Below are 26,109 nucleotides of genomic sequence, written 5' to 3'. Positions count from 1 at the left end.
AGACCTTAACCGCCGGGGTCGTGTTCCATCGGGGCGTCCCCGGGCGTTCGCCGGGACGGACTCGACGAAATGGTGTGTGACATGCGTGTACTTCTCGTGGGTGCGGGCGGCGTCGGAACCGCCGTCACCCGCATCGCGGCCCGCCGTGACTTCCTGACCCACATGGTCGTCGCCGACTACGATCCGGCCCGCGCGCAGGCCGCCGTCGCCGCGCTCGACGACCGGGAGGGCCGGTTCGCCGCGCGCCGTCTGGACGCCTCCGACGAGGCCGCGGTCCGCGCCCTCCTCGACGAGGAGCGCTGCGACGTGCTGCTGAACGCGACCGACCCCAGGTTCGTGATGCCGCTGTTCCGCGCGGCGCTCGCCGCCGGCGCGCACTACGTCGACATGGCGATGTCGCTGTCCGTGCCGCACCCGACCGCCCCCCACGAGGAGTGCGGGGTCAAGCTCGGCGACGAGCAGTTCGCCCTGGCCGAGGACTGGGAGAGGGCCGGCCGCCTCGCCCTGGTCGGCATGGGCGTGGAACCGGGTCTCTCGGACGTGTTCGCCCGTTACGCGGCGGACGAACTCTTCGACGAGATCGAGGAGGTCGGCATCCGCGACGGCGCGAACCTCACCGTCGAGGGGTACGACTTCGCCCCCTCCTTCAACATCTGGACCACCATCGAGGAATGCCTCAACCCGCCCGTCGTCTACGAGAGGGACCGTGGCTGGTTCACCACCGCACCCTTCAGCGAGCCGGAGGTCTTCGACTTCCCCGAGGGCATCGGCCCGGTGGAGTGCGTGAACGTCGAGCACGAGGAGGTCCTCCTCGTGCCCCGCTGGGTGGACGCGCGCCGGGTCACGTTCAAGTACGGCCTCGGCGACGACTTCATCGCCAAGCTCAAGACCCTCCGCGACCTCGGTCTCGACTCCACGGCGAAGGTCACCGTCCCCGGCGCGGACGGCCCGGTCGAGGTCTCCCCGCGCGACGTGGTCGCCGCCTGTCTGCCCGACCCGGCCACACTGGGCGACCACATGAAGGGCAAGACCTGCGCGGGCACCTGGGTCAAGGGGACCAAGGACGGCGCGGCGCGCGAGGTGTACCTGTACCACGTCGTCGACAACGAGTGGACGATGCGCGAGTACGGTTCCCAGGCCGTGGTCTGGCAGACCGCCCTCAACCCGGTGGTCGCCCTGGAGCTGATCGCCGAGGGCACGTGGAAGGCGAGCGGCGTCCTCGGCCCCGAGGCGCTGCCGCCCCGCCCGTTCCTCGACCTGCTCGGCGCGTACGGATCCCCGTGGGGGCTCCGCGAGGAGCGCTGAGCCGCCGGGGCGGCCACCGGGGGACCCGTCGGCCCGACCGCGCCCGGTGCCGGGGATCCGGCACCGGCACCGGGCCCACCGAGGCCGTCACGAGCACCTGTCCGGCCGAAATCCCTTGACGGCAAGGCCCGTTCGGGCCCCGGTTCGCCCACGAGGGATCCGAACCGAACCGGTCCGGGCCCGCGGGGCTCAGTAGCGGAGGAGCCCCGCGTCGATCCGCTCCCACACGGCCCGCAGCTCGGCCAGCCGCGCCTGCTCGAACGGCGCCCGGTCCGCCTGCTCGCGGGAATCCTCGGACAGGTGGAAGAGCTGGTCGCGACCGGACTTGCCCCGGTAGTACTTCCAGTCGCCGCGGCGCAGCGCCCGCTCGCCCCGCACCCGCCAGAACAGGTCGCGTTCCGGCACCTCCGCGCCGCGCAGCAGGTGTCCGGCGAGGCTGGTGCCGTCGAGGGGGTACGCCGGGTGGGGGCGGGCACCGGCCAGGTCCAGCAGGGTCGCCGTCCAGTCGGGCGTGAACACCGGCAGGTCGCTGACCTGCCCGCCGTCGATGCGGGCGGGCCAGCGCAGGATCGTGGGGACGCGGATGCCGCCCTCCTGGAGCGAGCCCTTGTTCCCGGCGAGCGGCCAGTTGTAGGAGAAGCGCTCGCCGCCGTTGTCGCTGGCGAAGAAGACGAGGGTGTCCTGCTCCTGGCCGGAGCGCTTCAGCGCGTTGAGGACCTGCCCGATCGAGCGGTCGAGGTCCTCGACCATCTCCTTGTACTTCTCGACGGAGCCGCCGTCCTGGTGCCAGAGGGCGGAGCGGTCGCCGGCCTTGATGCGGCGGACGATCTCCTCGCTCGCCTCCGTGTCGCCGTCGGCGATCCAGGGCCAGTGCGGGGTGGTGAAGTTCAGGTTCAGCAGCCAGGGCTTCTCGTGGTCGCGGCCGACGTACTCGCTCGCCCGCTCGGTGAGGATCCGGGTGTAGTACCGCAGGTCCTTGTACTCGGCGTCGCCCTCGTAGAGGTCGTACTCGCCGCCGAGACCGAGCTTGGAGTAGTACTCCAGGGCCCCGCCGAAGTTGCCGAAGAACTCGTCCCAGCCGGAGCGGGTGGGGGAGTAGTCGGGCAGGTAGCCGCAGTGCCACTTGCCGATGAGCGCGGTGGCGTATCCGGAGTCCCGGAGCAGCGAGGCGAGCGTGGGGTGGGTGGGTTCCAGGCCGACGGTCTTGTCGGCTATCGGCTCGGCGAGCCCGCCCTTCGTTCGGCCGGGGTAGCGGCCGGTGTAGAGGCTGAAGCGGGTGGGGGAGCAGGTCGCGGAGCCGGAGTAGGCGTCGGTGAAGCGGACGCCCTCGCGGGCGAGGCGGTCCAGGTGCGGCGTGCGGATGTGCGGGGAGCCGTACGAGGAGAGGTCGGCCCAGCCGAGGTCGTCGCCCAGGATGAAGAGGATGTTGGGTCGCCGGGAGTGGCGGCGCGGGTGCGCGGCCCGGAAGGGACGCTCCTGCGGAGCGGGCGCGGGAGCGGCCTGCGCGGCGGTCGCGGTGGCGCCGAGGGCGGCCGCGGCGGCGGCACCGGCGGCGGCCCCGCCGAGGGCGCGACGGGACAGGGGCGTGGACATGCGGGTCTCCAGAAGGGCGTGCGGACGTGCGGGCATGCCTCCGGGGCCCGGCGGGCGGGGGACGGCGCCGCGGGCGGGGCGGACGGAGGAGCGTGGGGGTACGGCCGGGTGAGCGGAAGGGGCCGTCAGGGGCGGCGACAGGCCGCGCTCGCGACACGGACGAGGTCCACGTGCCGGCGCTGGACGAGGGTGACCGAGCGGTCACGCGGGGGCTGCATGAGGCAGGAGTCTCGCCGGGCCGGCCCGGGGCGTCAACGGCGTAAGGGCAGGTTGACGCGCGTAGTTCGCATGATCGAAACGCCCTCGGCACACCGGGACGGCGGCGTGGAGCGACGCCGCCCCGGCGGTGTCAGCGGTTGAGTGCCTCGTCGAGGGTCAGCGCGGCGGTGATCAGCGCGAGGTGGGTGAAGGCCTGCGGGAAGTTGCCGAGTTGTTCGCCGGTCGGGCCGATCTCCTCGGCGAACAGCCCGACGTGGTTGGCGTACGTGAGCATCTTGTCGAAGGCGTACCGGGCCTGTTCGAGCCGGCCGGTCCGGGCGAGCGCGTCCACGTACAGGAAGCTGCACAGCGAGAAGGTGCCCTCGGAGCCGCGCAGGCCGTCGGGGGAGGCGGCCGGGTCGTAGCGGTAGACCAGGCTGTCGGAGACCAGGTCGCGGTCCATCGCGTCCAGGGTGGAGAGCCAGCGCGGGTCGCGCGGCGCGATGAACCGGGTGATCGGCATCATCAGCAGCGAGGCGTCCAGGACCTCGCTGCCGTAGTGCTGCACGAAGGCCTGCCGCTCGGTCGACCAGCCGCGCTCCATCACCTGGTGCAGCACCGCGTCCCGGGCGGCGGTCCAGCGCGGCAGGTCGGCGGGGCGGCCGAACTCGTTGGCCATCCGCACCGCGCGGTCGAAGGCGACCCAGCACATCAGCCGGCTGTACGTGAAGTCCTGGCGGCCGCCACGGGTCTCCCAGATCCCCTCGTCGGGGCGGTCCCAGTGCTCGCACAGCCAGTCCACCGTGGCGGCGAAGCGCTGCCAGCCGTCGTAGCCGGCCAGCTGCGCGAGGTCGCGGGCCTGTGAGAAGGCGTGGACGGCCTCGCCGTAGATGTCCAGCTGGAGCTGGTCGGCGGCGCCGTTGCCGGCCCGGACCGGGGCCGAGCCGCGCCAGCCCTCCAGATGGTCCAGCACCTCCTCCCGCAGGTGCGGGTCGCCGTCCACCCGGTACATGATCTGCAGCGGCTCGCCGCTGACCGTGCCGCCGGCCTGCATCCGGGCGCCCAGCCAGTGGCGGAAGGCGTCCGCCTCCTCGGTGAAGCCCAGGTCGACCATCGCGCGCACGGACAGTGAGGCGTCCCGGATCCAGGTGTAGCGGTAGTCCCAGTTGCGTTCGCCGCCGACCTGCTCGGGCAGCCCCATGGTGGCGGCGGCCACCGGCGCGCCGGACGGGGCGTACGTGAGCAGCTTCAGCGTGATCGCCGAGCGGTTGACCTGCTCCTGCCAGCGGCCGCGGTAGCGGCATCGGCTGATCCAGTCGTGCCAGAAGAAGCGGACGCCGTCGAAAGCGGCCCGCAGGCTCGTTTCGTCGGCCGGCTCCGGAGGCTCCGCGCCGGGGGCGTCCAGGGTGAGCACGGCGGCGGCGCGCTGACCGGCGGTCAGCTCCACCTCGGCGCGCACGTCCTGGCCGTCGCGCTCCGGCGTGACGGCCCCGAGCACCTGGAGGTGGGCGACGGCCGTGGCCCCGGTGAAACGCGCGGTGGCGCCGTCCAGGGCCAGCTCGTGCGGCTCCCGCCCGTAGTCGAAGCGCGGCCGGCACTCGACCGCGAAGCGGACGGTGCCGCGGACCACCCGCAGCACCCGGATCAGGGCGTGCCGGTCGGTGGGCACGGTCGGGTCCGCGGGGAGCGGCATGAAGTCGGCGACCTCGCCGACTCCGTCGGGCGTGAGGAAGCGGGTGAGCAGCACCGCGCTGTCGGCCAGGTACAGCTGTCGCACCGTCGTGCCGGGCGCGTCCACGGTGATCGAGAAGTGGCCGCCGCGCCGGTGGTCGAGGAGCCGGCCGAAGACGCTCGGGGAGTCGAAGCGGGGCGAGCAGAACCAGTCCACGACGCCCTCGGCGGACACCAGCGCGCACGTCTGCAGATCTCCGACGAGACCGTGGTCGGCGATCGGCGGGTAGCGATGCATCGGCGGCGTCCTCATGGGCTCGGGCGACAGGCGTCCTCACTCCACCCTCCGGCCGGACGCTCCCCCGGGCCACCGGGGGTGAGCCGAACAAGCGCCGTGGTCGGCCGGGCGAGGGCAGCCCCCTGTCCGGCGTGCTCGGCCGTCTCCCGGATGCTCGTGGCGCCCGGCCCGCGCCGGCTGATCACGTCGGCGGCGCCGGTCACGATCCGCTCGCGGGACGGCGTGCTGCCCTTGGGCACCTGTCTCCAGACCCTTCCGGCCATGACGATCGTCACGGCCCGCCGTGGCCCTGGCGCACGACGCCGCCGCGAGCGAGCAGCCCGGCCACGGCGGCGTCGAGGAGGGCGCCCTGGCCGAAGGCTCGCACGGGCGGGTCCTAGGCGGTCTTGACCGCTCCGCCGTCGATGATGTGGTCGGTTCCGGTGGTCGCGGAGGCGAGGGGTGAGGCCAGATAGGCGACCAGGGCCGCGACCTCGTCGGGTTCGACCAGCCGGTCGATGAGCATGCCCGTCGCCGTGGGCAATCCGGCCAGCAGCCGGTCGTGGGGGACCCCCATGGCCGCGGCGAGCCCGGCACCGTAACCGGTCGGGCTCTCCCACATGTCGGTGCGGACCGGACCCGGCGAGACGGTGTTCACCCGTACGCCCTGCCGGCCCACATCCTCCGCCAGCGCCTTGCCGAACGCGGTGAGCGCCGCTTTGGCGGTGGTGTACGCGATGGGGCCGGAGTGCGGGACGCGCGCGCCGATCGACGACACGTTGACGATCGCGCCCCGGGCGGTCAGCAGGGCGGGCAGGGCGGCGCGGGTGACGCGGACGGTGGCCAGGAAGTTCAGGTCCATGATCTGCGCCCACTGCGCGTCGGTGACGTCGACGAAACCGCCGTTCACGCCGCCGTCGCCGCCGCCGACGTTGTTGACCAGGATGTCGATGCCGCCCAGCTCGGCCGCGGCCTCCGAGACCAGGCGCTCCGCCGCGGCGGGGGCGGAGAGGTCGACCGCCACCGGTATCGCACCGATCGCCGCCAGCTCCGGCGTGGGCGTGCGGGCGGCGGCCGCGACGCGCACCCCTTCGGCGGTCAGGGCGCGGGTGACGGCCAGTCCGATACCCCTGCTGGCCCCCGTGACGAGGGCGGTCTTGCCGTTCAACTGCAGGTCCATGGATTCCTCCGCAAGTAGGCGCGACATCTCCGATGCATGGAATCTAAAACATGCGTCATTAGTGTTGCAAGTTATGGATGAGTTGCTGCGCCGTCGTAACCTCATGGGGTCACCGCCCCACCGGAAGGACCCGCCCATGGCCCTGCCCGCCTCCACGAAGCCGTTGCGCGCCGACACCGAGCGGACCGTGCGCGCGATCCTCGAAGCCGCGGAGCGGGTGCTGTCCGCGAACCCCGCCGCCACCATGGAACAGATCGCCGAGGCCGCCGGGGTCGCGCGGACCACCGTGCACCGGAGGTTCGCCTCGCGGGAGGCGCTCATCGGGGCGCTGTCCGCCTGGGCGGCGCAGCGGTTCCACGAAGCCGTCGAAACCGCCCGGCCCGAAACCACCCCGCCCGACGTCGCGCTCTACCAGGTCACCGCGAACGTGCTCCGCGTGAAGATCGGCTGGGGCTTCGCCATGGGCGCCCTGCCCACCGACGCCCCCGAGGTCGCGAGCGTGCACGCCGACGTCCTGGCTCGGTGCGAGCGGCTGTTCGTCCGCCTCCGCGACGCCGGCGTGCTCCCGCCCGACACCGATCTGGACTGGGCGCGCCGCGTCTACTACGCCCTCATCCACGAAGCCGCCACCCAGGCCCCGGACACCGACGCCGCCATGGACGCCCTCGCCACACGCGTCGTCGACACCCTGCTGCACGGCCTCGGCCCGCGGACGCGGACCGCCACCTGAGCGAAGTGACGGGGTGTCGGTAGTCTCTGTCCATGCCTCTGACGCCCGTGGCGCGGTTCTACGACCGACTGGCCGACGACTACCACCTGATCTACCCGGACTGGGACGCGAGCGTCCGCCGGCAGGGGGAGGCCCTGGACGCCCTGATCGGCCTGGACCGGGCAACGGTGCTCGACTGCTCCTGTGGCATCGGAACGCAGGCCATCGGCCTCGCGCTGCGCGGGCACCTCGTCACAGGCACCGACCTCAGCCCCCGCGCCGCCGCCCGTTCGGCCCGCGAGGCCGGCCGCCGGAGCCTGAGCCTGAGCGCGGCCGCCGCCGACATGAGGCGCCTTCCGTTCCCGGACGGTCGCTTCGACGTCGTCGTCTGCGCCGACAACTCGCTGCCCCACCTGCTGACGGAGCGGGACGTGCTCGCCGCCCTCACCGAGATGCGCCGCGTGCTGCGCCCCGCGGGCCGACTCCTGGTCAGCACACGCCCGTACGACGATCTGCTCCGCGACCACCCCGCTTCGACGCCGCCCCAAGTCCACCGGAGCACCGACGGGGCCGGTGCCGAGGAGAGGACGGTCACCTTCCAGCTCTGGCACTGGCACGACGACGGCGAGCACTACGACCTGGAGCACTTCCAGCTCGTCCCGGCAGGGGGGAGAATGGCGCGTTCAGGTCCGCCGGACCACCTACTGGGCGATCGGAAAGGACCGACTGACCGCCCTCGCGGCCGAGGCCGGCCTCATGGACCTGGAATGGCGGCTCCCCGAGGAGACGGGCTTCTTCCAGCCACTGCTCACGGCGCGGGCTCCCCGGTAGGGGAATCCGGCCGGGGCTTCTCGCGAGGAACTTCCACGGGCGTGGGGAAGTGGGGCAGGACGTCCTCGGCGAGTTCCCGCAGCACCTCGTCGACGGGCCGGTCGTTCGGCCGGAGGTTGAAGGAGACATGGGCGACGCCGAGCGCGGCCATCTGCTCCAGGTGGCCGCGCAGCGCCTTGCCGCCCGTGCTGAGACCCAGGCGGACGGGCCTCGCCGGGGCGCCCGGATCCTCCTGAAGGTCCAGGACCATCGGCGTGAGGTACGGCTTCCCGCCACCCGTGAGCTTCCGCCACTCGCGCGTCTTCAGGCGCAGCGCGCCCAGGTCGCGCGGGTAGTTGAGGGAGGCGTCGGCGTGCGCCGCGATCCACTCGGGCGTCTGCTGCGCGCCGCCTGCGACGGCGAGGGGGATGCCGGCCGTGTGGACGGGCCTGGGCAGGACCTCCAGTCGCCGGTCCGCACCGAGCCCGGCCCGGGGCAGCTCCAGCGGGCCCGCGCGCCAGGCGGCCCGCAGGACCTCGACGCCCTCGCGGAAGGCCGTGCCGCGCGCCTCGAAGTCCCGCCCGAACAGCGGGTACTCCACGGGACGGTCGCCGCTCGCGAGGCCGAGCAGCATGCGGCCGCCCGACAGGACGTCGACGGTGGCCGCGGCCTTGGCGACCAGCAGCGGGTCGCGCAGGGGCAGCACGATCGCGCCGGTGCCGAGGACGGCGTTCTCGGTGACGGCGGCCAGGTGACCGAGGTGGGTGAAGGTCTCGAAGACCGAGCCGGCGTCGCCGAACCGGACGGGGTCGTACAGCGGCACGTCCCGCAGCCACAGGGCGGCGAAGCCGAGCCGGTCGGCGAGCCGGGCGAGCCGGGTGTGCTCGCTCAGGTCGGGGACTCCGAACGGGCGCCCGGCCTCGCGGTCGGCGGGTACGCGCGCCCGGGCCCAGTCGTTGTCGAGGGGGAGTTCGAGGCCGAGGGTGAGTCGCCCGTCGCCGGGGGCCAGGCGGGCGAGGGCGGGAGAGAGGGGTGCCACGACGGTGTTCGTCCTTCCGGGCGGGCGGGGCTCCGTCCCCGGCGGCCCGGGGCCTGCCGGGGACGGAGCCCGTGGGGAGGGGGAGCCGGCTCAGTCGAGGTCGTCGGGGTGCGGGCCGGTCCGCAGGTCGCGGTCGAGCGCGGCCACGGACCGCATCTCCTCGTCCGTGAGGGCGAAGTCGAAGACGTCGGAGTTCTCGCGGATCCGGGCGGGGGTGACCGACTTGGGTATGACGATGTTGCCGAGCTGCAGGTGCCAGCGGATGACGACCTGCGCGGGGGACTTGTCGTACCGGGCGGCGATGGCCGCGATGGCCGGGTCGTCGAGGACGGCACCCTGGGCGAGCGGGCTCCACGCCTCGGTGGCGATGCCGTGCCCGGCGTGGAAGGCGCGCAACTCGGTCTGCTGCAGACCGGGGTGGAGCTCGATCTGGTTGACGGCCGGGGTCAGCGTCGTACCGGCCATGAGCCGCCGGAGGTGACCGGGCTGGAAGTTGGAGACGCCGACGGCGCGGACGCGTCCTTCCCCGGCGAGTCGCTCCAGGGCGCGCCAGGAGTCCCGGTACAGGTCGCGGGCGGGCGCCGGCCAGTGGATCAGGTAGAGGTCGACGTGGTCGAGGCCGAGCTTGGCGAGGCTGTCGTCGAAGGCGCGGAGGGTGGAGTCGTGACCCTGGTCGGCGTTCCACAGCTTGGTGGTGACGAAGAGCTCCTCACGGGGCAGCCCGGAGGCGGCCAGCGCACGCCCGACGCCGGTCTCGTTGCCGTAGATCGCGGCGGTGTCGATGCTGCGGTAACCGGCCTCGAGGGCGGTGGTGACGGCGGCGGTGGTCTCGTCGTCGGGGACCTGGAAGACGCCGAAGCCGAGCTGGGGGATCTCGACGCCGTTGTTCAGGGTGACGGTGGGAACGGCGGGGGTGGCGGAGGGGGCCATGGTGAGGGGCTGTTCCTTCACTTGGTGCGTTCGGTGAGGGTGTAGCGGACGGTCTGGGCGCTGATGAGCCCGTCGCGGAAGACGAAGGTGTCGACGCCGTCGAGGACCTCGTGGGCGGAGCCGGTGGCGGTCCACTCCAGGAACAGGACGTCGCCCGCGAACTGCGGGACGAGCCGCCAGTCGGCGTCGGGCAGGTCGGACAGGAGCCGGCCGATGCCCTCCCGCACGCCCTCGCGTCCGGTGAGGACGCCGTCGGGGGTGACGAAGACCGCGTCCGCCGTGTAGTTCCGGCTGATCAGGTCGAGGTCGCCGGTGCCGAGGCGGGTGCCGTGGTCTGCGAAGACCTCTCGCGGGGTACGGGTGCGGGGGTCGGTCACCGGGAGAGCTCCTCGAGCGCGGCGGCGGCGAAGCCGTGGTCCTGCTCGGGGGCGCCGCCGCCCACGCCGATCGCGCCGATCAGGCGGCCGTCGCGGTGGACGGGGATGCCGCCGGCGATGAACAGCAGCGGCCGGTCGAGCGCGGTGGGCAGCGAGTGGAACGGGCCGTCGGGCTTCACGAGGTCGACCAGATCGGCGGTCGGGGTGTTCAGCTGGAGGGCGGTGTACGCCTTGCGCGTGCTGGTCTCGCCCGAGATCAGCACCGCCCGGTCGTCCCGGCGGAAGGCCAGGAGGTGCCCGCCCGCGTCCAGGACGGTGACGCTGACGGTGACCCCGGCGGCGTCGGCGGCACGACGGGCCGCGGTGACCAGGGTCTCGGCGTCGGCGGTGCTCAGTGGGGTGACGGCGGTGGTGCTCATGGTGCTTCTCCTCGGGGGGTTCAGTGATGTACGGGGAGGGGGGTACGGACAGTGGCGCCGGCGGCATCGACGTCGGTCTCGACGGCGGGGGCACGGCGCTCAAGCGCGGCGGACCAGAAGGCGAGGCCGAGGGCGGCGGCGGCGAGGGCGGCACCGACCCAGTCCGGGGCGGTGTAGCCGAGTCCGGCGGCGATGACGAGGCCGCCGAGCCAGGCGGAGAGGGCGTTGCCGAGGTTGAAGGCGCCGATGTTGACGGCGGAGGCCAGGGTGGGCGCGCCGTGGGCCTGGTCGAGGACGCGCTTCTGCAGCGGGGGCACGGTGGCGAAGCCGAGTGCTCCGACGAGCAGGATGGTGATCGCGGCGAGGACCTTGTCGTGCGCGGTCACGGTGAACAGCGCGAGCACGACCGCCAGGCCGCCGAGGGCCGCGTACAGCATGGGCATCAGCGCGCGGTCGGCGAAGCGGCCGCCGAGCAGGTTGCCGAGGAACATGCCGACGCCGAAGAGCACGAGCAGCCAGGTGACGGCGCCCTCGGAGTAGCCGGCGACCTCGGTCATCATCGGCGCGACGTAGGTGATCGCGGCGAAGACGCCGCCGAAGCCGAGCACGGTCATGGCCATCGCGAGCAGCACCTGCGGGTTGCGGAAGGCCTTGAGCTCGCCGCGCAGCCGGGCGCCTTCGGGGCGGGGCATGGCGGGCACGAGCCTGGCGATGCCGAGGAACCCGATCACACCGAGCGCGGCGACGACGGCGAAGGTGGTGCGCCAGCCCACGGCCTGCCCGACGAAGGTGCCGAGCGGCACGCCGACGATGTTGGCGACGGTCAGCCCGGTGAACATGGTGGCGATGGCGCCGGCCTTCTTGTCCGGCGCGACCAGCTCGGCGGCCACGACCGATCCGATGCCGAAGAACGATCCGTGGGCGAGCGAGGCGACGATGCGGCCGGTCAGCATCAGCCCGAAGCTCGGGGCGACGGCGGAGAGCAGGTTGCCGAGCACGAACAGGCCCATGAGCAGCATGAGCATTCGCTTGCGGCTGACCTTGTTGCCGAGGACGGTCAGCACCGGCGCGCCGAGGACGACGCCGAGGGCGTAGCCGGTGACCAGGAGGCCGGCGGTGGGGATGGTGACGCCGTAGTCGGCGGCGATCTGGGGCAACAGGCCCATGATCACGAACTCGGTCGTGCCGATGCCGAAGGCTCCGACAGCCAGGGCGAGGAGCGCGAGGGGCATGGCGTAGCCCTTTCGTAATTGATTGATTGAGCTCTTTGCGTGCCTCAACAATAGTTGCATGCGCTCCATAAGTGCAAGCGCGGGTAGATGGTGTGGTCTGGGTGGTGCTGGTTGCAGGCGAAGTCGGCACGGCCCGGAGCCCAGTCCCCCCGCGTACGGTCCAGGCCTTGGAGGCACCGTCGACGGTGGGCTGTACCGGTCATCGTGCCCGGCTGTTCGGGGGATCTGCGGGCCGTGTCCGGTGCCCCTCCGTCCCGGCGGGGGCACCCGTGGGGGAAACGAAGGAGAGACCCGATGCCGCTCTATCTGTCGAGGTTCAGCTACACGCCGGAGACCTGGGCGAGGCTGATCGGGAACCCCGAGGACCGATCAGAGGCCGCTCGGTCGTACATCGAGTCCGTCGGCGGGAAGCTCCACGGCTTCTGGTACGCCTTCGGCACGCACGACGGCTACAACCTGTGGGAAGCTCCGGACAACGTGTCCATGGCCGCGGTGGCGTTGGCGATCAGTGGAGGCGGCGCGCTCAGCTCTTTCGAGACGACCGTCCTCCTGACCGTCGACGACACCTTGGACGCCCTGCGCGGAGCCGGACAAGTCCGGTACCGGCCCCCCGGTGCGGAGCGGTGAGTTCCCGTGGTCTCCGTTCGGGTCCTCTACGCGTCCGAGCACCACTCCACGCAGGAGATCGCCGACCGGATCGGTGAGCGACTGCGCCTGAACGGACACCACGTGGAGACCCGGGCGCTGCGCGCGTCCTCCGAGGGACAGCGGCCCTTGCCGGGCGACGCGCTCGTGCTGGGCAGCGCGGTCCATGACGGCGCCTGGCTGCCGGCGGCGGAAGGCTTCGTCAGGGACAACGCCGATCGCATGGGCGATCGGCCGACGTGGATGTTCAGCGTCGGCATGGCCGCCGCCCTGCCCGGGCCGCTGCGGCGGCTCGCCGAACGCACGGTGCAGCCGCGTGTCGCTGCTCTCGTCGAGCTCGTCCGTCCTCGGGACCACGGGCGCTTCTCGGGCGTGATCCGGCGCGAACACCTCGACCGGAAGGGCGCCTTGTTGTTCCGGCTGCTCGGCTGCCGCTACGGCGACCACCGGGACTGGGCGGCGATCGACGCCTGGGCGGACGGCATCGCCCGGGACCTCGACGCGTGACGAGGAGGCCGTGCGCGGGGAAGCGGAACTCGTGACGACGGCGCCTTGCCACCGGGGTCGGTCGGACGAGCCGTCCTGGGGTGCTCGTCATTCGGTGACGCGGACCGCGAGGGCCGGGCGGATGGCGGCCGCGCGCCGAGCCGGCCCGACCGTGGCCAGGAGCGAGGCGACGAAAGTGGCCGCGGCCAGGCCGCACATACTTGCCCATTCGACCGGGAACCCTCCTTCGAGGCCCTCGAACGCGGCGCTGTTGCTGTACATGAGCCAGGTGGTCAGCACGCCGAGGAGCGAGCCGAGCACGATTCCCTCCACGGCGACGAAGGTGCTCTCCCAGAGGAAGGACCGCTGGACGGTCCGCGCCCGGAAGCCGAGGGCCCGCAGGATGCCGATGGTGCGGCGGCGTTCGCGTACGGCACGGACCATGACCACGCCGAGGCCGGTGATGCCGACGCCGAGGCCCAGGACGAGGAAGCCCTGCATGAGGCGGAAGAAGGCGGTGCTGGAGTCGAACTGGCGCCGGATGTCCGACTCGATGGGCGTGGCGACCAGGCTGGACGAGAGCTGCTCGCCCTGCAGTCGGGTCGCCAGGGCGTCGGGTGCGGTGCCGGGGCCGGTTCTCACCAGCGCGGAGGCGTTCTGCGCCTGGGTGCCGAACAGCTCGCGCGTCGCCTGTTCGCCCATCACCACGGGGTAGGTGGTCGAACTGGCGCCGGTGCCCGGGTAGAAGACCATCCCGTTGCTGAGCACGCCGGCGATGACCTTCTGCTCGCCGCGGCCCGTCCGGGGATTTGTCAGGGTGAGGGTGTCGCCGGGGTCGTAGTAGTCGCCGGCCGGGCCGCCGGTGCTGCCGAAGAAGCCGTCGAGGACGACGTAGCGGGGGTCGGAGGCGAGAGCCCGCCACACCGCGGGGTCGTCGGCCAGGCCGGGCAGCCGCTCGCGGAACGTGATGCCGGTGATCGCCCCGTCGGGTACGCCGACGACGGCGGTGTCCAGCGGTTGGGGGCTGCGGCCACCCGGATCGGTGGCCCGCCCGGTGGCGTTGAGCAGCGGCGTCACGGCGGAGATCCCGGCGGCCGACGGGCCGCCGCGCAGATCGGAGACGAGCCGGTCGCCCGCGACCTCGGGGTTGTAGTCCAGTCGCAGGGAGTATCCGGCGGTGGCGTCGGCGACGACGCCGTCGACGCCGGCGCGGAGGATGCCCGAGATCTCGGTCAGGAGGACCAGGACGAACACGATCAGGGTGTACATCACCAGCGTCGCGCCGGTCCTGAACCGTTTGGCCAAGGGGTACGCGACCGCGAGCCGCGCCGCGAGACCGCCTTCCGTCGGACGCTGGAGGAGCCGGCGTACGGGGCGGAGCAGCGTCTGCTGGTTGTCGCTGACGAGCACCACGGCCGAGAAGGCGGCCAGGGCTCCCTGGATGACGTACACGGACATGGAGGGCGTGTCGAAGATCCGGGGGCGTATGACGGGTGCCAGGAGCGTCCAGGCGAGTACGGCCCCGGCGACCAGGGTGGTGACCGTGTGACGGGGGAGGACGCGCAGCAGCGCCGGAGTCGCGAAGGCGAGGGCGAGCGCCGGCATGAGGTACGTCGCGTCGGGCTGGCTGCGCGCCACGGCCGGGACCGCCACGAACGCGCACAGGACGGCCAGGGCGGTGGAGACCGCGAGCAGACGGCGGCGTGGACCCTGCCCGGGTGTGGCGGGGAGGTCGCGGATCGCGGCGATGATGTTGAACCTGCTGATGCGCACACTGGTCGCGAGGATCGCCGCGAAGGCGATGAGCAGGCCCATGGCCAGCCCGTTGAGGACGCTGGTGGGGGTCACGTCGAACGCGATGCGGATGCTGCTGCCGCCGACCGACCAGCCCTGGAAGATCTGTGCCGCCACCACGGCGACGCCCCAGCCGACGGCGACCCCGATGGCCACGCCCGGCAGCGCGGAGAGCAGCGCGTACGTCGCCCCTTCGAGGGTGAAGGACCCGACCAGCCGCGAGCGCTTCATCCCGACGGCCCGCACCATGCCCATCTGGGACTTCCGCTCCTCGCCGAGCATCACGAAGATGTTCACCAGGAGCAGGGCGCCCGCGATGATGCTGAAGCTGCCGATCATGAGGAACAGTGCTCCGAGGGAGTCTCCGGCCTGTTCGGCGTCCCGCAGGACGGTGTGCTTCGGGGTGTCGATCGCCGTCTGCCCGGCGAGCGGGCCCAGAGCCTGCCGGATGTCGGTGGTCACCCGGTCCGTCAGGGCTTCGCCGCTCTCGACGCCGCCGCGGTTGGACACGAAGGTGACCGAGCGCGGCTCCGCACCGGCGGCCCGGGCGGCGGAATCCAGGGCCTCCGGCGGCAGGAACACGTCGCGGTTCAGCCTGCCGCCCAGGCCCACACCGGCCAGTCCCCGCTCCGGCACCACACGCTCGACCCGGTACGTCTGCGGTGCCCCGAACAGGTACACCGTGATCGGATCCCCGGCTCCCACGCTCAGCGACCGTGCCAGCGGCTCGTTGACCACGACCCGGCCGGGCTTCGGGTCAGGCCCGCCGAGACCGGAGTCGCCACCCGCCGCGCCGAAGCGGGACGCCTCGGCGAAGTCCATCTGCCAGGCGAGGACGCGCGGTTCGGCGACCAGGCGGTCGCCGGCACCGCTGACGGCCGATGCCTGGGTGGCCCGGGCGTTCAGAACTCCGTCCACGTCCGGATCGCCGGCCAGGGCGGACAGCCGTTCGGTGACGGCGCGTCCCGCCGGGCCGGGGGGTGCGACGACGCGTTCGTCCACCGGCCCCAGGGTGCGGTACGCCTCCTGGCGTACCGAGAAGTTCAGGGTGTCGCCGACGACCAGGGCCCCGATGACGATGGCCGTGCCGAGCATCGATCCGCCGATCACCAGCGCCGCCTCGGTGCGTCGGCGGGCGACCTGCCGGAAGGCCAGCCGCCGTGACACCGGTTGCCGGACGGCGACCAGCACCAGGGCCGCGAGGGCGAGCGCGAGGGCGCTGAGCAGCGGGACGAGGAGGTTCGGGTACATGGTCAGCCCATGGGGAAGTCACGGATCGAGGCCGGGGCGGTGACGGTCTGGTGGACGTCGTCGACCAGTTGCCCGTCGCGCATACGGATCAGTCGGGGGACGCGCGCGCCGATGGCGCTGTCGTGGGTGACCAGGACGATCGTCTGGCCCTCGTCCCGGTTGAGGTCGCACAGCAGGTCCATGACCTGGTCGGCCATCGCGCTGTCGAGGTTGCCGGTCGGTTCGTCCGCCCACACGATGGCGGGCCGTCCGGCCAGGGCGCGGGCGATGGTCACCCGCTGCTGCTCGCCGCCGGACAGCTCGCTGGGCCTGTGCTCGACCCGATGACCGAGGCCGACCCGGTCGAGCATGTCCAGGGCCCTGCGCCGCGCCTCGCGCGGCCGGGTGCCCACGAGCAGCAGGGGCAGTTCCACGTTCTCCGCCGCGGAGAACACCGGTATGAGATTGAACGCCTGGAAGACGAAGCCCATGGTGTGGGCCCGGTGCTCCGTGCGAGCGGCGTCCGACATGGCGAACAGATCGTGACCGTCGACCTCCACCCGGCCGCCGTCGATGTCGTCGAGCCCCGACAGACAGTTCAGCAGCGTGGTCTTTCCGGAACCGGACGGTCCCATGACCCCCACCATCTCCCCACGTCGCACGAGCAGATCCAGGTCCAGCAGGGCCGTGACCTCCACGGAGCCCGTCCGGTAGATCTTGCGTACCCCGGTGGCGACAAGGAGCGCCTGGTCGGTGTTCATGCTTTCCATACCAGCCTTCGGGAGGAAGGCGCGGCTACGGCCACCCAGGCCCGGTGAAGGGGCCGAACGGCCCAATCGCCGGGTGACCGCCCGGTCCGCGCGAACGGCTTCGCGAGCGCGGTCAGGCGTCCGCGGTCGCCCGGGCGCGTCTCCGGACAGCGGTGTTGGCCAGGACGCCGGCGGCCGTCGCGGTGACGGCGAGGAGGACGAACCCCCACGTGTAGTCGTGCGCGACGCTGTCGACCGCTCCCATCACGAGGGGCGGGAAGAAGCCCCCGAGACCTCCCGCCGCCCCGACCACTCCCGTCACCGAACCGACCCGTTCTGCCGGCACCAGACGTGCGACGAGCGCGAAGACCGCTCCGGACCCGGCGCCCAGGCCGGCGGCCATGCCGAGGAAGGCCGCCGTTCCCACGGGGACCAGGCCCGCTTCGAACGCCGCGACCAGGGCGCACACCGAAACGAGCCCGTACGAGACCGTCAGGACGGGGACGGGATGGGTGCGGTCCGACAGCCAGCCGCCCACGGGCCGCATCGCCACGGCGAGGACGACGAAACCCGCGGTCCTCAGTGCCGCGTCGGAGCGGCCGAGCTCGTAAGCCCGGGTGAGATAGGTCGGCAGGTAGACGCTGAAGGCGACGAACCCGCCGAATGACACGGCGTACAGGAACGCCAGCTGCCAGGTGGCCGGTGTCCGCATGGCCAGTGCCGTCCGCGAGAGCAGCGACCCCGCCGCCGTCGCGCGCCCCGGCCTGTCGCGGAGCAGGAACCAGGCCACTCCGGCGTACACGGCGAGGCAGCCGGCCACGAGATCGAAGGGGAAGGCGCGTCCGACGGCGTCGGAGAGCTGGACGGTGGTGAACGCCGACAGGGCCGTACCGCCGGTGCCGATGCCGAAGATCCCGAGGGCGACGCCCCGCCGTGCGGGTGGGTACCAGGCATTGACGAACGGCACGCCGACGGCGAAGGCCGTTCCCCCGAGCCCCAGGAGGAAGCCGCCTGCGAGCACCTCGGCCAGGGAGTCGGCCAGGTGTCCCAGGTACAGCACGGGCAGGACCGTCAGGGCCGCGACGAGGGGGAAGACCCGGCGTGCTCCCCAGCGGTCCGTCAGCGCCCCCGCCGGGATCCGGCCGAGCGCGCCGACCACCACGGGCACGGCGACCACCAGTGACTGCTCGAAGGAGCTGAGAGCGAGGTCGTCCCGGAGGCGTGGGCCGAGCGGGGCCAGCAGCGCCCACGCCCAGAAGCAGAGCGCGAACCCGATGGTGGCGAGGAGCAGCATCTGCCACGGCTGCGGAGCGTCCGTGACCGGCCGGCTCCCCGTGTTCCTGACCATGGCGACCTCCCGGCAGCGGTCCGCGTGGGCGGCGTGAGCCCTGCCGCTCCCACCCTCCGGCCGCCCGGATCCCGGTTCCAGGGGCCACTCGTTCCCTTCCGTGACCGTCCGGCCCCCCTCCATGGGCCGGTCGGCCCTGTGCGGGGCCGTCCCGTGCCGTGCACGGTGGGAGTGACGGACGGGCCGCGGGCAGGGGTGTCCGGCTCCTGGCGGTCCGCCGTCGGGAGTGTGAGTGGCGATGATGTTCTGGTACGGCAACGGCATGAACGGATGGGGCTGGTTCGCCATGTCGGCAGGGATGATCCTGTTCTGGAGCCTGCTCATCACCGCTGTCGTGTTGATCTTCCGTACGCTGGACCGTGCCGCGGAACGGCCTCGGGGTTCCGGCACGGCCACGTCGGCCGAGCGGATCCTCGGCGAGCGACTGGCCCGTGGTGAGATCGACGAGGAGGAGTACCGCCGACGCCTGACCGTCCTGCGCGACGCGGAACCGTGAAGCCCGTGGCCGGCCGGGATGCGGGCGGGGGCGCGTCCGGCGACGCTGGGAGCATGACCGGTCGGACGCCCGGGGAACCGGGCCGACGCTCCGACGCGCTCCGTGAGCTGACCGCTCGGCACGGAGGGCGCGGCGGGCTGTTGCCGGCCGCGCTGGAGCGTGCCAGGGCGGGTACCGCCGAAGGGCCCGAGGCGTGGGCGCCCCAGGTCGCGGAGGCGGCCGGACTCCCGGCCGCCGCGGGTCTCGGTCCCGCCACCTTCTTCGCGGATCTCGCCGCCCCGCGCGGCGAGCGGCACGTGCGGGTGTGCACCGCGACGGCGTGCTTCGCCGCGCGGGGCGGGGAGCATCTGACGGAGGTCGAACGCGCTCTCGGCGTGGCGGCGGGCGCGGTCGACGAGACGGGCTCGACCTCGCTGCAGACCGTCCACTGCCTCGGCTACTGCTACGCGGGCCCCGCCGCACTCGACGGCACCTTGCCCCGCGCGGGGCCGGACCTGGCCGACCAACTCGGTGGGCGGGCCGAACCGCGCGCACCGGGCATCCCCGCGACCGACACCACCGGGACGCCCGTTCTCCTCGCCGGCATCGTGGGAGGACACTCCGCCTGGGACGTGTGGCGCGAGGCGGTGGCCGGGCTGCGGCCCGAGGACGTACGGGAGGAGACCGCCGTCTCAGGGCTGCGCGGGCGCGGCGGCGCCGGATTCCCCGTGGCCGCCAAGTGGGCCGCGGCGGCGGGAAGGCCGGACACCGCCGTCGTCGCCAACGGGGACGAGGGCGACCCCGGCTCGTACGCCGACCGGTTGCTCATGGAGGAGGACCCCGAGCGCGTCCTCGCGGGACTCGCCCTGGCCTGCTTCGCCTGCGGCGCCCGGCGCGGGACCGTCCTGGTCCGCTCCGAGTACCCGAGGGCCATGGCCCGGCTGCGCCGGGCGGTGGAGCGCGCGACGCGGACGGGGGACCTGGCCCCTTCGGTCGAGGCGGCGGGTCCGCGGCCGTTCGTCGAGATCGTCGAAGGAGCCGGTTCCTACGTCGCCGGCGAGGAGACCGCCCTCATCGCCCGCCTGGAAGGCGCCCGCGGCTGTGCGCGTCCCCGACCTCCCTACCCCACGGATCACGGGCTGTGGGACGAGCCGACCGTGGTCAACAACGTGGAGACCCTGGCGTCCCTGCCCTGGATCGTCGCCCATGGCGGAAGGGCCTACGCCCGGCGTGGCGCACCGGACGAGACCGGCACCAAACTGGTCTGCCTGTCCGAGCGCTTCGCCCGGCCCGGGGCGTACGAGGTCGAACTCGGTACTCCCGTGGACGAGATCGTCACCCGGCTCGGCGGTGGCCTCAAGGACGGCGCCGAGCCGGTCGCCCTCCAGATCGGCGGGCCCCTCGGCGGCTTCCTCGCCGGGACCGCGCTCCACCTCCCGCTCACCACGGCGGCGCTCGCCGAGCAGGGTGCCGCCCTCGGGCACGGGGGCATGGTCGCGTTCGACGCCGCCACCGATCCGTACGAACTCCTCGAACACATCTGGGAGTTCGCCGCCGACGAGAGCTGCGGAGCCTGCTCGCCCTGCCGGGTCGGCACCCGGCGGGGGCTCGAACTCGCGCGGGGCCGGGGCGGCCCGGGGGAGACCTATCGGCGACTGGCACGGCTGATGGGCGGGGCGAGTCTCTGCGCCTTCGGGCGCCGTGTCCCCGCGGCCGTCCGCAGCCTGGCCCGCGCCTACGGGCCGGCCCTGGAGGGGTGGGACCGATGACACGGCTCCGGGTCGACGGCGTTCCGGTCGAACTGCCCGCCGGGGCCTCCCTGCTCGACGCGGTACGCGCGGCCGGAACCGACCTGCCCGCCCTCTGCCACGACGACCGCCTCCGCCCGGCCGGCTCCTGCCGGACCTGCCTGGTCCGCGCCGACGGCCGGACCGTCGCCGCATGCGTCACGCCCGCGACGTCGGGCCTCACCGTCGACACCGCCGACGACGGCGTACGGAACCTGCGCCGGGACGCGGTCGCCCTGATCGCCTCGGCGCTCCCGCCGTACGCGCTCGCCGACAGCGCGCACAGCGAACTGGCCGACACCTGCCGGTCCTTGGGGATCCCGGCGGACACGGCGGCCGGTGACCCCACCCGTGGTCGCGACGAGAGCCACCCGTACGTCCGTCTCGACCGCGACCTGTGCATCGCCTGCGGGCGCTGCGTCCGGATGTGCTCCGACGTCCAGGGCACCTTCGCGCTCACCCTCACCGGGCGCGGCGCCGACACGGTCGTCGCCCCGGGAACCGGCGGCCCCTGGGCCGCATCCGACTGCGTCGCCTGCGGCGGCTGCGTCGACACCTGCCCGACGGGGGCGATCACCCAGCCCGGACCCGGTCAGGGCCTCACCTCCCGGCGGACGCCCACAGACCACGTGCGCACCACCTGCGGCTACTGCGGAGTCGGCTGCACCCTCGACGTCGTCGTCCGCGAGGACCGGGTCGCCGCCGTGCTTCCCGCCCGGGACGGCCCCGTCAACCAGGGCCACGCCTGCGTCAAGGGCCGTTTCGCATACGGGTACCTCGGCTCGGCCGAACGCCTCACCGAGCCCATGGTCCGCGAGAACGGTGTTCTCAGACCCGCCAGTTGGGCCGAGGCGATCGCCCTGGTCGCCGACGGGCTGCGTGCCGCGGTACAGGACGGCGGCCCCGACGCGGTGGCCGCGATCTCCTCCGCCCGCGCCACCAACGAGGAGAACTACCTCGTCCAGAAGTTCCTGCGGACCGTCATCGGCACCAACAACGTCGACAACTGCTCCCGCCTCTGCCACGCCCCTTCCGCCGCGGGACTCACCGCGTCCTTCGGACGCGCCGGCGGCACCGACCCCTTCGACGACGTCGAGACCGCCGACTGCCTCCTGGTCGTCGGCGCCAACCCCGTCGAAGCCCACCCCGTCGTCGGCGCCCGCCTCCAGCAGAGGGCACTCGCGGGCGCTTCCCTGATCGTGGCCGACCCCCGTGCCGTGGGTCTCGCCCGTCATGCCGACGTGCACCTGCGTCCGCGCCCCGGTACGAACGTCGCCCTCTTCCACGGTCTCGCCCACGTCCTCGTCGACGAAGGCATGACCGATCCGGGCTTCCTCCGCGAACGTGCCACCGGACTGGACGAACTCACCGACCTGCTGGCCGACCACCCGCCCGAGCGGGTCGCCGAGATCACCGGAGTCCCCGCCGACGACATCAGGAAGGCCGCCCGGCTCTACGGCCGTGCGGAGCGGCCCGCCGTCCTGTACGGCCTCGGGGTCACCGAGCACCTGCACGGCACCGACGGCGTCCGGACCCTGGCCAACCTCCCCATCCTGCGCGGCGCCGTCGGAGGCACCGGCCGCGGGTTCGGCATCAACCCCCTGCGCGGCCAGAACAACGTGCAAGGCGCCTCCGACATGGGCGCCCTGCCCGATCTGCTGCCGGGCTACGGCCGTGTCACCGACCCGGAGGCCCGCGCCCGTGCCGAGGCGGTGTGGGGCCGGCCCGTCCCCGAGCGGCCGGGCATGCGCATCCCCGAGATGTTCGCGGCGGCCCGGGAGGGCCGGCTGCGGGCGCTGTGGGTCATCGGCGAGGACGTGTGCGCGACCGATCCCGACAGCCGACGGGTCGCGGAGGCCCTCGACGCCTGTCCGCTGGTCGTCGTCGACGAGCTCTTCCTCAGCGAGACCGCCCGGCACGCGGACGTCGTCCTGCCCGTGGCCTCGTGGCTGGAGAAGGACGGGACCTTCGTCAATTTCGACCGCCGCTTCCAGCGCGTGCGGCAGGCGGTCACTCCGCCCGGAACGGCACGCGCCGACTTCGAGGTCGTGCACGCCGTCGCCGATGCCCTCGGTGCCGATCTGGGCTGCTCCACCCCGGCGCAGGCCCTCGTCGAGTGCGGACGCGTGACACCTCTCTTCGCCGGCCTCTCGCACGAACGGATCGACCGGGAGGGGGCCGTCCCCTGGCCCTGTCCCGCGCCGGACCAGCCGGGCGAACGCACTCTGTACGCCGACGGGTTCGCCACTCCCGACGGGCGCGCCCACCTGGCGGCGGTTCCCTATCTGCCGCCCGGCGAGGAGCCGGACGAGGACTATCCGCTGGTGCTCGTCACGGGGCGCCGATGGGCCCACTACAACTCCGGGAGCATGACCCGGCGCGGCGGCAACCTTCTTCTGGACGCGCACGACCGCTTGGACCTGCATCCCGAGGACGCCGCACGCCACGGACTGCGGGACGGCGTTCCCGTCACCGTCGAGAGCCGCCACGGACAGGCGCGACTCGTCGCCCGCGTCGGAATGGAACTCGCTCCGGGACAGGTCTTCTGCGCGTTCCATTTCCCGGCCAGCGGCGTCAACTCCCTCACCTCGGAGCACGCCGACACCGTGACCTCGTGTCCGGAGTACAAGGTCACGGCGGTACGGCTGCGGCCCACGGCGTCCGACGACTGACCGGCTCCGAGGTCAGTCGTGGGGGACGAGGGCGACCGGCGAGTGACTGTGGTGCAGCACCGCGTGGGCCACGCTGCCGATGTGCGTGCCCAACACCGACCCCCGGGCGCGACGACCGACCACCACGAGAGCCGCGCCCCCCGCAGCGTGCACCAGCTCCTGGCCGGCCGAGCCGATCGCCACCCGCCCGGTCGCCGACAGGTCGGGGAACTTCGCTCGCCAGGGTTCGAGGAGATCGTCGAGCGAACGCTGGATCTCGGGGGCGACGGTGACCCGGACGTCCGGGACCATGGAAGGGCCGAGCGTCCCGTAAGCGGGCAGCCGCTGCGCGTAGACGACCTGCACCCGGGCGAGACGCCGTGCCGCCTCCTCGAAGGCGAATCCCAGGACCGTGTCCACGGGCTGCCGCAGGTCCACGCCGACCACGACGGGTCCCCGCGAAGGCGATGTGTCGAGAGCCCGTACGAGGACGACGGGCCGGTCGACGAGACCCGCGACCGTCATCCCGACCGAGCCGACGAGGTATCCGGCCATGCCGCCCAGGGCGCGCGAGCCGAGGACGAGCAGGTCGCCCTCCTCGGCCGCGGCGACCAGGCTCGCCACGGGCTCCGACGGCAACAGTCTGGTGGTCACCGACAGATCCGGATGACGTTCGCGCAGCCCGGTCGCCGTGCGGGCGAGCAGGTCCTCCGCCCACGGCTCGTCGGGCTCCCGTGCCGCGAACGGCAGCAGGGCGTCCGGCGACGTCTCCTGCACGTGCACCAGGCGCACTCCGGTACCGCGCAGCACCGCCTCCTCCGCGGCCCACCGCGCGGCGGCGTTCGCCTGATCCGTGCCGTCCAGACCGACCACGATGCCCTGCGTCATGATCGCCCACCTCCTCGTTCGGTGTCGTCGACGTCGTAGGCGAGACGGGTCGAGGAGACCGAGACCACTCCGTCGACCGTCGCGCACATGCGCTCGACGGCCGGGATCATTCCGCGGAACGGCAGCTTCCCGGTGAGGTCGACCCGCCCGTCACGCACGTCGACCGTGATCGAGGCCGGGTCGAGACGCAGGGTGTCACCGAGCACGTCCTCGACGATCTCCCGGCGGATGTCGTCGTCCCGGCGCAGGAAGACGCCCAGCAGGTCACGGCGGCTCACGATGCCCACCGGCCGGTCCTCGTCGTCGACGACGACGAGCCGCTTGATCCCCTGGACCTCCATCAGCCGTGCCGCCTCCGCCACGGTCCAGTCGGGGCGGGCGCACACGGCGGGCGCGGACATCAGCTCCTCCGCACGCGTTCCCTCGGCCTTCGCGCGCTCCCACGCCTCCAGCCCCGGCACGCCGGGCATGTCTTCCAGGGAGGCGGCCTGGTCGGCCGTCTTCCGCATCAGATCGCCCTCCGACACGACTCCGATCACCCGGTTCTCCCCGTCCACCACCGGCAGCGCGGTGACCCGGTGCTGCGACAGCACCCGCACGATCTCCTTGAACGGCGCGTCGCCGTGGACGCTCACCACCTCGCGGGTCATCAGCTTGTCGATCCTCCGGTGCCGCATCATCCTCTCCTTCCCCGTGCGGACGCACGTGCCTCGCCCACCAGGCGAGCGGCGCAGCCGTCCCAGGTGTCGAGGGCCGGATAGTCGTCCTCGGTGAGTTCCGTTCCGCTGAGTTCGGCGAGCGCCTCCACGAACTCGAGGAAGTCCAGCGAATCCATCTCGAAGGTGTCGCGCAGGGACACGCCGGGGTCGAGCCCCGCGAAGTCCGCGCCGGGGACGACACGCTGCACGGCTTGTCGGACGAACGCCTTTGCCTGGTCGTGGTTCACAGTTCCTCCGGGTGTTGCAGGAGCCGGTCCAGGGCGGTCAGGAGACGCGCGCCGGTGGCACCGTCGGCGGCTCGGTGATCGGCGGACAGCGTCGCCGTCAGCACGGGACGTACTCCCAGCAGGCCGGTCACGGCCACGGGCCGCTCGACGATCCTGCCGAGTCCGACGAGCGCGACCTGGGGCGGATAGACGACGCCGAACACGGCCTCGACGCCCTGGTCGCCGAGGTTCGTGACGGTGAGACTGGGGTCGGCCGTCTCGGACGCCCGGAGCCGGCCGCCCCGTGCTCGTGCCACCAGGTCCTTGAGCGCGGCCATCACCTCGGCCACGGAGAGCGCGTCGGCGTGGGCGAGGGCCGGAGCGACGAGGCCGCCGCCCCGCAGGGAGACCGCGACGCCCAGCCGTACCTCATCCGCCGGGACGAAGCCGTCGTCGACCCAGTGCCCGTTGAGCTCGGGCACCTTGCGCGCCGCCAGCGCCACGGCCTTGAGCGTGAGCGCCGCGGGCACGAGCCGGGCGGGCAGCGGCAGTTCGCGGTTGCGGGCGTGCATCCATTCCAGCGCCGCTGCCATGTCCACGGTCGTGGAGAGGTAGAAGTGCGGGATCTCCCGCTTGGAACGGCTCATGAGCCGGGCGGTGGCCGCTCGCGCCATGTCCGGGGCGGCCGTCCGCGGTGCGCCCTCGGCGGCCGCGGCGGAACGGACGTCCTCCGCGCGGACGGTGCCGTCCCGGCCCGTGCCGGTCACGTCGGCGAGGTCGACGCCGAGTTCCGTGGCCAGCCGCCGCGCGAGCGGTGAGGACTTCACGCGCAGCCGAGTGGGACGCCCCTCGGCCGAGTCGTCTCCGCGCGCCGGCTTGGCCGGCCGTGCCGTCGGCGCGGTCTTGTCGCGCTCCGGTGGGGGCGCGGGTGCGGGCGCCGGAACCGGTACCGGTTCCGCGTGCTCCACGTCCGCGCGGGTGATCCTGCCTCCTGGGCCCGAACCATGGACGTCGGCGAGGTCGACATGCCGGTCCTGGGCGAGTCGGCGGACCAAGGGCGTCGACGTCGGCGGGCTTTCGGCGGGGGGACTTTCGACCGGCCGGATTCCGGTCGGCGTGATCTCGGCCGGCGTGACCTCGGTCGGGCGGCCTTCGGGGGCCGTGCCGATGCGTGCCAGCGGGGTGCCCACCGGCACGGTGGTGCCCTCGTCGACGAGGAGGGCGTCGACCGTCCCGCTCTGGAAGCACTCCACCTCGATCGCGGACTTGGCGGTCTCCACCACCGCGATGACGTCGCCGCGCGTCACGCGGTCACCCGGGCGCACCAGCCACTCGGAGAGCGTGCCCTCGTCCATGTCGGCGCCGAGCGAGGGCATCGTGAACTCGGCCAT

At 73.1% G+C, this 26,109-nt stretch carries 23 protein-coding genes and 1 pseudogene; 8 read left to right on the top strand and 16 right to left on the bottom strand.

The features are described 5' to 3' along the window. The first annotated feature begins 81 nt into the window (after nucleotides 1-81). Nucleotides 82-1,305, top strand: coding sequence for a saccharopine dehydrogenase family protein (locus K7G60_RS12880; protein ID WP_225800997.1), 1,224 nt, complete (start codon nucleotides 82-84; stop codon nucleotides 1,303-1,305). Between the two features lie 189 nt (nucleotides 1,306-1,494). Here K7G60_RS12880 and K7G60_RS12875 read toward each other — a convergent pair whose 3' ends face one another. The 4 genes from K7G60_RS12875 to K7G60_RS12865 all read right to left on the bottom strand — a co-directional run bounded on the left by K7G60_RS12875 (nucleotide 1,495) and on the right by K7G60_RS12865 (nucleotide 6,224). Then, nucleotides 1,495-2,898 carry a sulfatase gene (locus K7G60_RS12875; RefSeq protein ID WP_225800996.1) on the bottom strand — a complete coding sequence of 468 codons (1,404 nt, stop codon included), beginning with the start codon at nucleotides 2,896-2,898 and terminating at the stop codon, nucleotides 1,495-1,497. Between the two features lie 125 nt (nucleotides 2,899-3,023). Continuing rightward, entirely contained in the window at nucleotides 3,024-3,116 is a 93-nt protein-coding gene (locus tag K7G60_RS39390) for a putative leader peptide (protein WP_374115626.1), read from the bottom strand. A gap of 131 nt (nucleotides 3,117-3,247) precedes the next feature. After that, nucleotides 3,248-5,065: a glycoside hydrolase family 15 protein gene (locus K7G60_RS12870; RefSeq protein WP_225800995.1), complete on the bottom strand. Its 1,818-nt coding sequence runs from the start codon at nucleotides 5,063-5,065 to the stop codon at nucleotides 3,248-3,250. Nucleotides 5,066-5,441: 376 nt separating this feature from the next. After that, entirely contained in the window at nucleotides 5,442-6,224 is a 783-nt protein-coding gene (locus K7G60_RS12865; protein WP_225800994.1) for an SDR family NAD(P)-dependent oxidoreductase, read from the bottom strand. A 136-nt stretch (nucleotides 6,225-6,360) separates the two neighbouring features. Between K7G60_RS12865 and K7G60_RS12860 the strand changes: the two genes are divergently transcribed. Then, a complete protein-coding gene (locus K7G60_RS12860; protein ID WP_225800993.1) occupies nucleotides 6,361-6,954 on the top strand; it encodes a TetR/AcrR family transcriptional regulator in 594 nt (197 codons plus the stop codon). Between the two features lie 32 nt (nucleotides 6,955-6,986). After that, a pseudogene (locus tag K7G60_RS12855) lies at nucleotides 6,987-7,764 on the top strand (class I SAM-dependent methyltransferase). Here the strand turns inward: K7G60_RS12855 and K7G60_RS12850 are convergent. The 5 genes from K7G60_RS12850 to K7G60_RS12830 form a co-directional block, all read right to left on the bottom strand. Then, complete coding sequence (locus tag K7G60_RS12850; RefSeq protein ID WP_225800992.1) at nucleotides 7,742-8,782, bottom strand: TIGR03571 family LLM class oxidoreductase; 1,041 nt, start codon at nucleotides 8,780-8,782, stop codon at nucleotides 7,742-7,744. The pseudogene K7G60_RS12855 and the gene K7G60_RS12850 overlap by 23 nt on opposite strands. A gap of 90 nt (nucleotides 8,783-8,872) precedes the next feature. Then, a complete protein-coding gene (locus K7G60_RS12845) occupies nucleotides 8,873-9,712 on the bottom strand; it encodes an aldo/keto reductase (RefSeq protein WP_225800991.1) in 840 nt (279 codons plus the stop codon). A 17-nt stretch (nucleotides 9,713-9,729) separates the two neighbouring features. Continuing rightward, a complete protein-coding gene (locus K7G60_RS12840) occupies nucleotides 9,730-10,089 on the bottom strand; it encodes a nuclear transport factor 2 family protein (RefSeq protein WP_225800990.1) in 360 nt (119 codons plus the stop codon). Continuing rightward, the gene (locus tag K7G60_RS12835) at nucleotides 10,086-10,508 is read right to left on the bottom strand and encodes a heme-binding protein (protein ID WP_225800989.1); all 423 of its coding nucleotides are present in this window, start codon (nucleotides 10,506-10,508) and stop codon (nucleotides 10,086-10,088) included. The genes K7G60_RS12840 and K7G60_RS12835 overlap by 4 nt, the downstream gene beginning before the upstream one ends. Nucleotides 10,509-10,528: 20 nt before the next feature. Next, complete coding sequence (locus tag K7G60_RS12830) at nucleotides 10,529-11,740, bottom strand: MFS transporter (RefSeq protein WP_225800988.1); 1,212 nt, start codon at nucleotides 11,738-11,740, stop codon at nucleotides 10,529-10,531. A gap of 294 nt (nucleotides 11,741-12,034) precedes the next feature. On the opposite strand from K7G60_RS12830, the gene K7G60_RS12825 reads away from it, so the two are divergent. Together K7G60_RS12825 and K7G60_RS12820 are read left to right on the top strand one after the other, a co-directional pair. Next, nucleotides 12,035-12,367: a GYD domain-containing protein gene (locus K7G60_RS12825; RefSeq protein ID WP_225800987.1), complete on the top strand. Its 333-nt coding sequence runs from the start codon at nucleotides 12,035-12,037 to the stop codon at nucleotides 12,365-12,367. Nucleotides 12,368-12,373: 6 nt separating this feature from the next. Then, nucleotides 12,374-12,892 (top strand): flavodoxin domain-containing protein, encoded by a 519-nt coding sequence (locus K7G60_RS12820; RefSeq protein ID WP_225800986.1) that lies wholly within the window; start codon nucleotides 12,374-12,376, stop codon nucleotides 12,890-12,892. Between the two features lie 87 nt (nucleotides 12,893-12,979). On the opposite strand, the gene K7G60_RS12815 is transcribed toward K7G60_RS12820, so the two are convergent. The 3 genes from K7G60_RS12815 to K7G60_RS12805 form a co-directional block, all read right to left on the bottom strand. Further along, nucleotides 12,980-15,916 (bottom strand): ABC transporter permease, encoded by a 2,937-nt coding sequence (locus K7G60_RS12815; protein WP_225800985.1) that lies wholly within the window; start codon nucleotides 15,914-15,916, stop codon nucleotides 12,980-12,982. Nucleotides 15,917-15,918: 2 nt separating this feature from the next. Then, nucleotides 15,919-16,656 carry an ABC transporter ATP-binding protein gene (locus tag K7G60_RS12810; protein ID WP_225800984.1) on the bottom strand — a complete coding sequence of 246 codons (738 nt, stop codon included), beginning with the start codon at nucleotides 16,654-16,656 and terminating at the stop codon, nucleotides 15,919-15,921. A gap of 121 nt (nucleotides 16,657-16,777) precedes the next feature. Continuing rightward, entirely contained in the window at nucleotides 16,778-17,992 is a 1,215-nt protein-coding gene (locus tag K7G60_RS12805) for a nitrate/nitrite transporter (RefSeq protein ID WP_225800983.1), read from the bottom strand. Between the two features lie 238 nt (nucleotides 17,993-18,230). Here K7G60_RS12805 and K7G60_RS12800 point away from each other — a divergent pair, with 238 nt between their 5' ends. The 3 genes from K7G60_RS12800 to fdhF are packed head-to-tail and all read left to right on the top strand — an operon-like array spanning nucleotide 18,231 to nucleotide 22,926. After that, entirely contained in the window at nucleotides 18,231-18,488 is a 258-nt protein-coding gene (locus K7G60_RS12800) for an SHOCT domain-containing protein (RefSeq protein ID WP_225801044.1), read from the top strand. A 53-nt stretch (nucleotides 18,489-18,541) separates the two neighbouring features. Further along, entirely contained in the window at nucleotides 18,542-20,236 is a 1,695-nt protein-coding gene (locus K7G60_RS12795) for an NAD(P)H-dependent oxidoreductase subunit E (RefSeq protein WP_225800982.1), read from the top strand. Further along, on the top strand, nucleotides 20,233-22,926 hold the full coding sequence (gene fdhF, locus K7G60_RS12790) for a formate dehydrogenase subunit alpha (RefSeq protein ID WP_225800981.1): 2,694 nt from the start codon (nucleotides 20,233-20,235) through the stop codon (nucleotides 22,924-22,926). Before K7G60_RS12795 ends, fdhF begins: the two co-directional genes overlap by 4 nt. 12 nt (nucleotides 22,927-22,938) lie before the next feature. Here fdhF and K7G60_RS12785 read toward each other — a convergent pair whose 3' ends face one another. From K7G60_RS12785 to K7G60_RS12770, 4 genes are read right to left on the bottom strand one after another with little or no spacing between them, the layout of a single operon-like run. Next, nucleotides 22,939-23,793 (bottom strand): universal stress protein, encoded by an 855-nt coding sequence (locus K7G60_RS12785; RefSeq protein WP_225800980.1) that lies wholly within the window; start codon nucleotides 23,791-23,793, stop codon nucleotides 22,939-22,941. Next, nucleotides 23,790-24,470, bottom strand: coding sequence for a CBS domain-containing protein (locus K7G60_RS12780; protein ID WP_225801043.1), 681 nt, complete (start codon nucleotides 24,468-24,470; stop codon nucleotides 23,790-23,792). Before K7G60_RS12780 ends, K7G60_RS12785 begins: the two co-directional genes overlap by 4 nt. Next, nucleotides 24,470-24,739: a phosphopantetheine-binding protein gene (locus tag K7G60_RS12775; RefSeq protein WP_225800979.1), complete on the bottom strand. Its 270-nt coding sequence runs from the start codon at nucleotides 24,737-24,739 to the stop codon at nucleotides 24,470-24,472. The genes K7G60_RS12780 and K7G60_RS12775 overlap by 1 nt, the downstream gene beginning before the upstream one ends. After that, nucleotides 24,736-26,109, bottom strand: a complete 1,374-nt coding sequence (locus K7G60_RS12770) for a 2-oxo acid dehydrogenase subunit E2 (protein ID WP_225800978.1) — start codon at nucleotides 26,107-26,109, stop codon at nucleotides 24,736-24,738. The genes K7G60_RS12775 and K7G60_RS12770 overlap by 4 nt, the downstream gene beginning before the upstream one ends.

Origin of the sequence: Streptomyces sp. NK15101, from assembly GCF_020400725.1 — a bacterium.
Lineage (GTDB): Bacteria > Actinomycetota > Actinomycetes > Streptomycetales > Streptomycetaceae > Streptomyces.
The sequence above is the reverse complement of the archived record's forward strand: the minus strand, read 5'-3'. Positions and strand labels throughout refer to the sequence as shown.

Bases quoted from the DNA above. Each gene is read 5' to 3' on its own strand.
- K7G60_RS12815 (WP_225800985.1), bottom strand. From the start codon at position 15,916: ATGTACCCGAACCTCCTCGTCCCGCTGCTCAGCGCCCTCGCGCTCGCC.
- K7G60_RS12845 (WP_225800991.1), bottom strand. From the start codon at position 9,712: ATGGCCCCCTCCGCCACCCCCGCCGTTCCCACCGTCACCCTGAACAAC.
- K7G60_RS12770 (WP_225800978.1), bottom strand. From the start codon at position 26,109: ATGGCCGAGTTCACGATGCCCTCGCTCGGCGCCGACATGGACGAGGGC.
- K7G60_RS12870 (WP_225800995.1), bottom strand. From the start codon at position 5,065: ATGCATCGCTACCCGCCGATCGCCGACCACGGTCTCGTCGGAGATCTG.
- K7G60_RS12835 (WP_225800989.1), bottom strand. From the start codon at position 10,508: ATGAGCACCACCGCCGTCACCCCACTGAGCACCGCCGACGCCGAGACC.
- K7G60_RS12785 (WP_225800980.1), bottom strand. From the start codon at position 23,793: ATGACGCAGGGCATCGTGGTCGGTCTGGACGGCACGGATCAGGCGAAC.
- K7G60_RS12805 (WP_225800983.1), bottom strand. From the start codon at position 17,992: ATGGTCAGGAACACGGGGAGCCGGCCGGTCACGGACGCTCCGCAGCCG.
- K7G60_RS12810 (WP_225800984.1), bottom strand. From the start codon at position 16,656: ATGAACACCGACCAGGCGCTCCTTGTCGCCACCGGGGTACGCAAGATC.
- K7G60_RS12825 (WP_225800987.1), top strand. From the start codon at position 12,035: ATGCCGCTCTATCTGTCGAGGTTCAGCTACACGCCGGAGACCTGGGCG.
- K7G60_RS12800 (WP_225801044.1), top strand. From the start codon at position 18,231: ATGATGTTCTGGTACGGCAACGGCATGAACGGATGGGGCTGGTTCGCC.
- K7G60_RS12830 (WP_225800988.1), bottom strand. From the start codon at position 11,740: ATGCCCCTCGCGCTCCTCGCCCTGGCTGTCGGAGCCTTCGGCATCGGC.
- K7G60_RS12780 (WP_225801043.1), bottom strand. From the start codon at position 24,470: ATGCGGCACCGGAGGATCGACAAGCTGATGACCCGCGAGGTGGTGAGC.
- fdhF (WP_225800981.1), top strand. From the start codon at position 20,233: ATGACACGGCTCCGGGTCGACGGCGTTCCGGTCGAACTGCCCGCCGGG.
- K7G60_RS12860 (WP_225800993.1), top strand. From the start codon at position 6,361: ATGGCCCTGCCCGCCTCCACGAAGCCGTTGCGCGCCGACACCGAGCGG.
- K7G60_RS12795 (WP_225800982.1), top strand. From the start codon at position 18,542: ATGACCGGTCGGACGCCCGGGGAACCGGGCCGACGCTCCGACGCGCTC.
- K7G60_RS12865 (WP_225800994.1), bottom strand. From the start codon at position 6,224: ATGGACCTGCAGTTGAACGGCAAGACCGCCCTCGTCACGGGGGCCAGC.
- K7G60_RS12875 (WP_225800996.1), bottom strand. From the start codon at position 2,898: ATGTCCACGCCCCTGTCCCGTCGCGCCCTCGGCGGGGCCGCCGCCGGT.
- K7G60_RS39390 (WP_374115626.1), bottom strand. From the start codon at position 3,116: ATGCAGCCCCCGCGTGACCGCTCGGTCACCCTCGTCCAGCGCCGGCAC.
- K7G60_RS12880 (WP_225800997.1), top strand. From the start codon at position 82: ATGCGTGTACTTCTCGTGGGTGCGGGCGGCGTCGGAACCGCCGTCACC.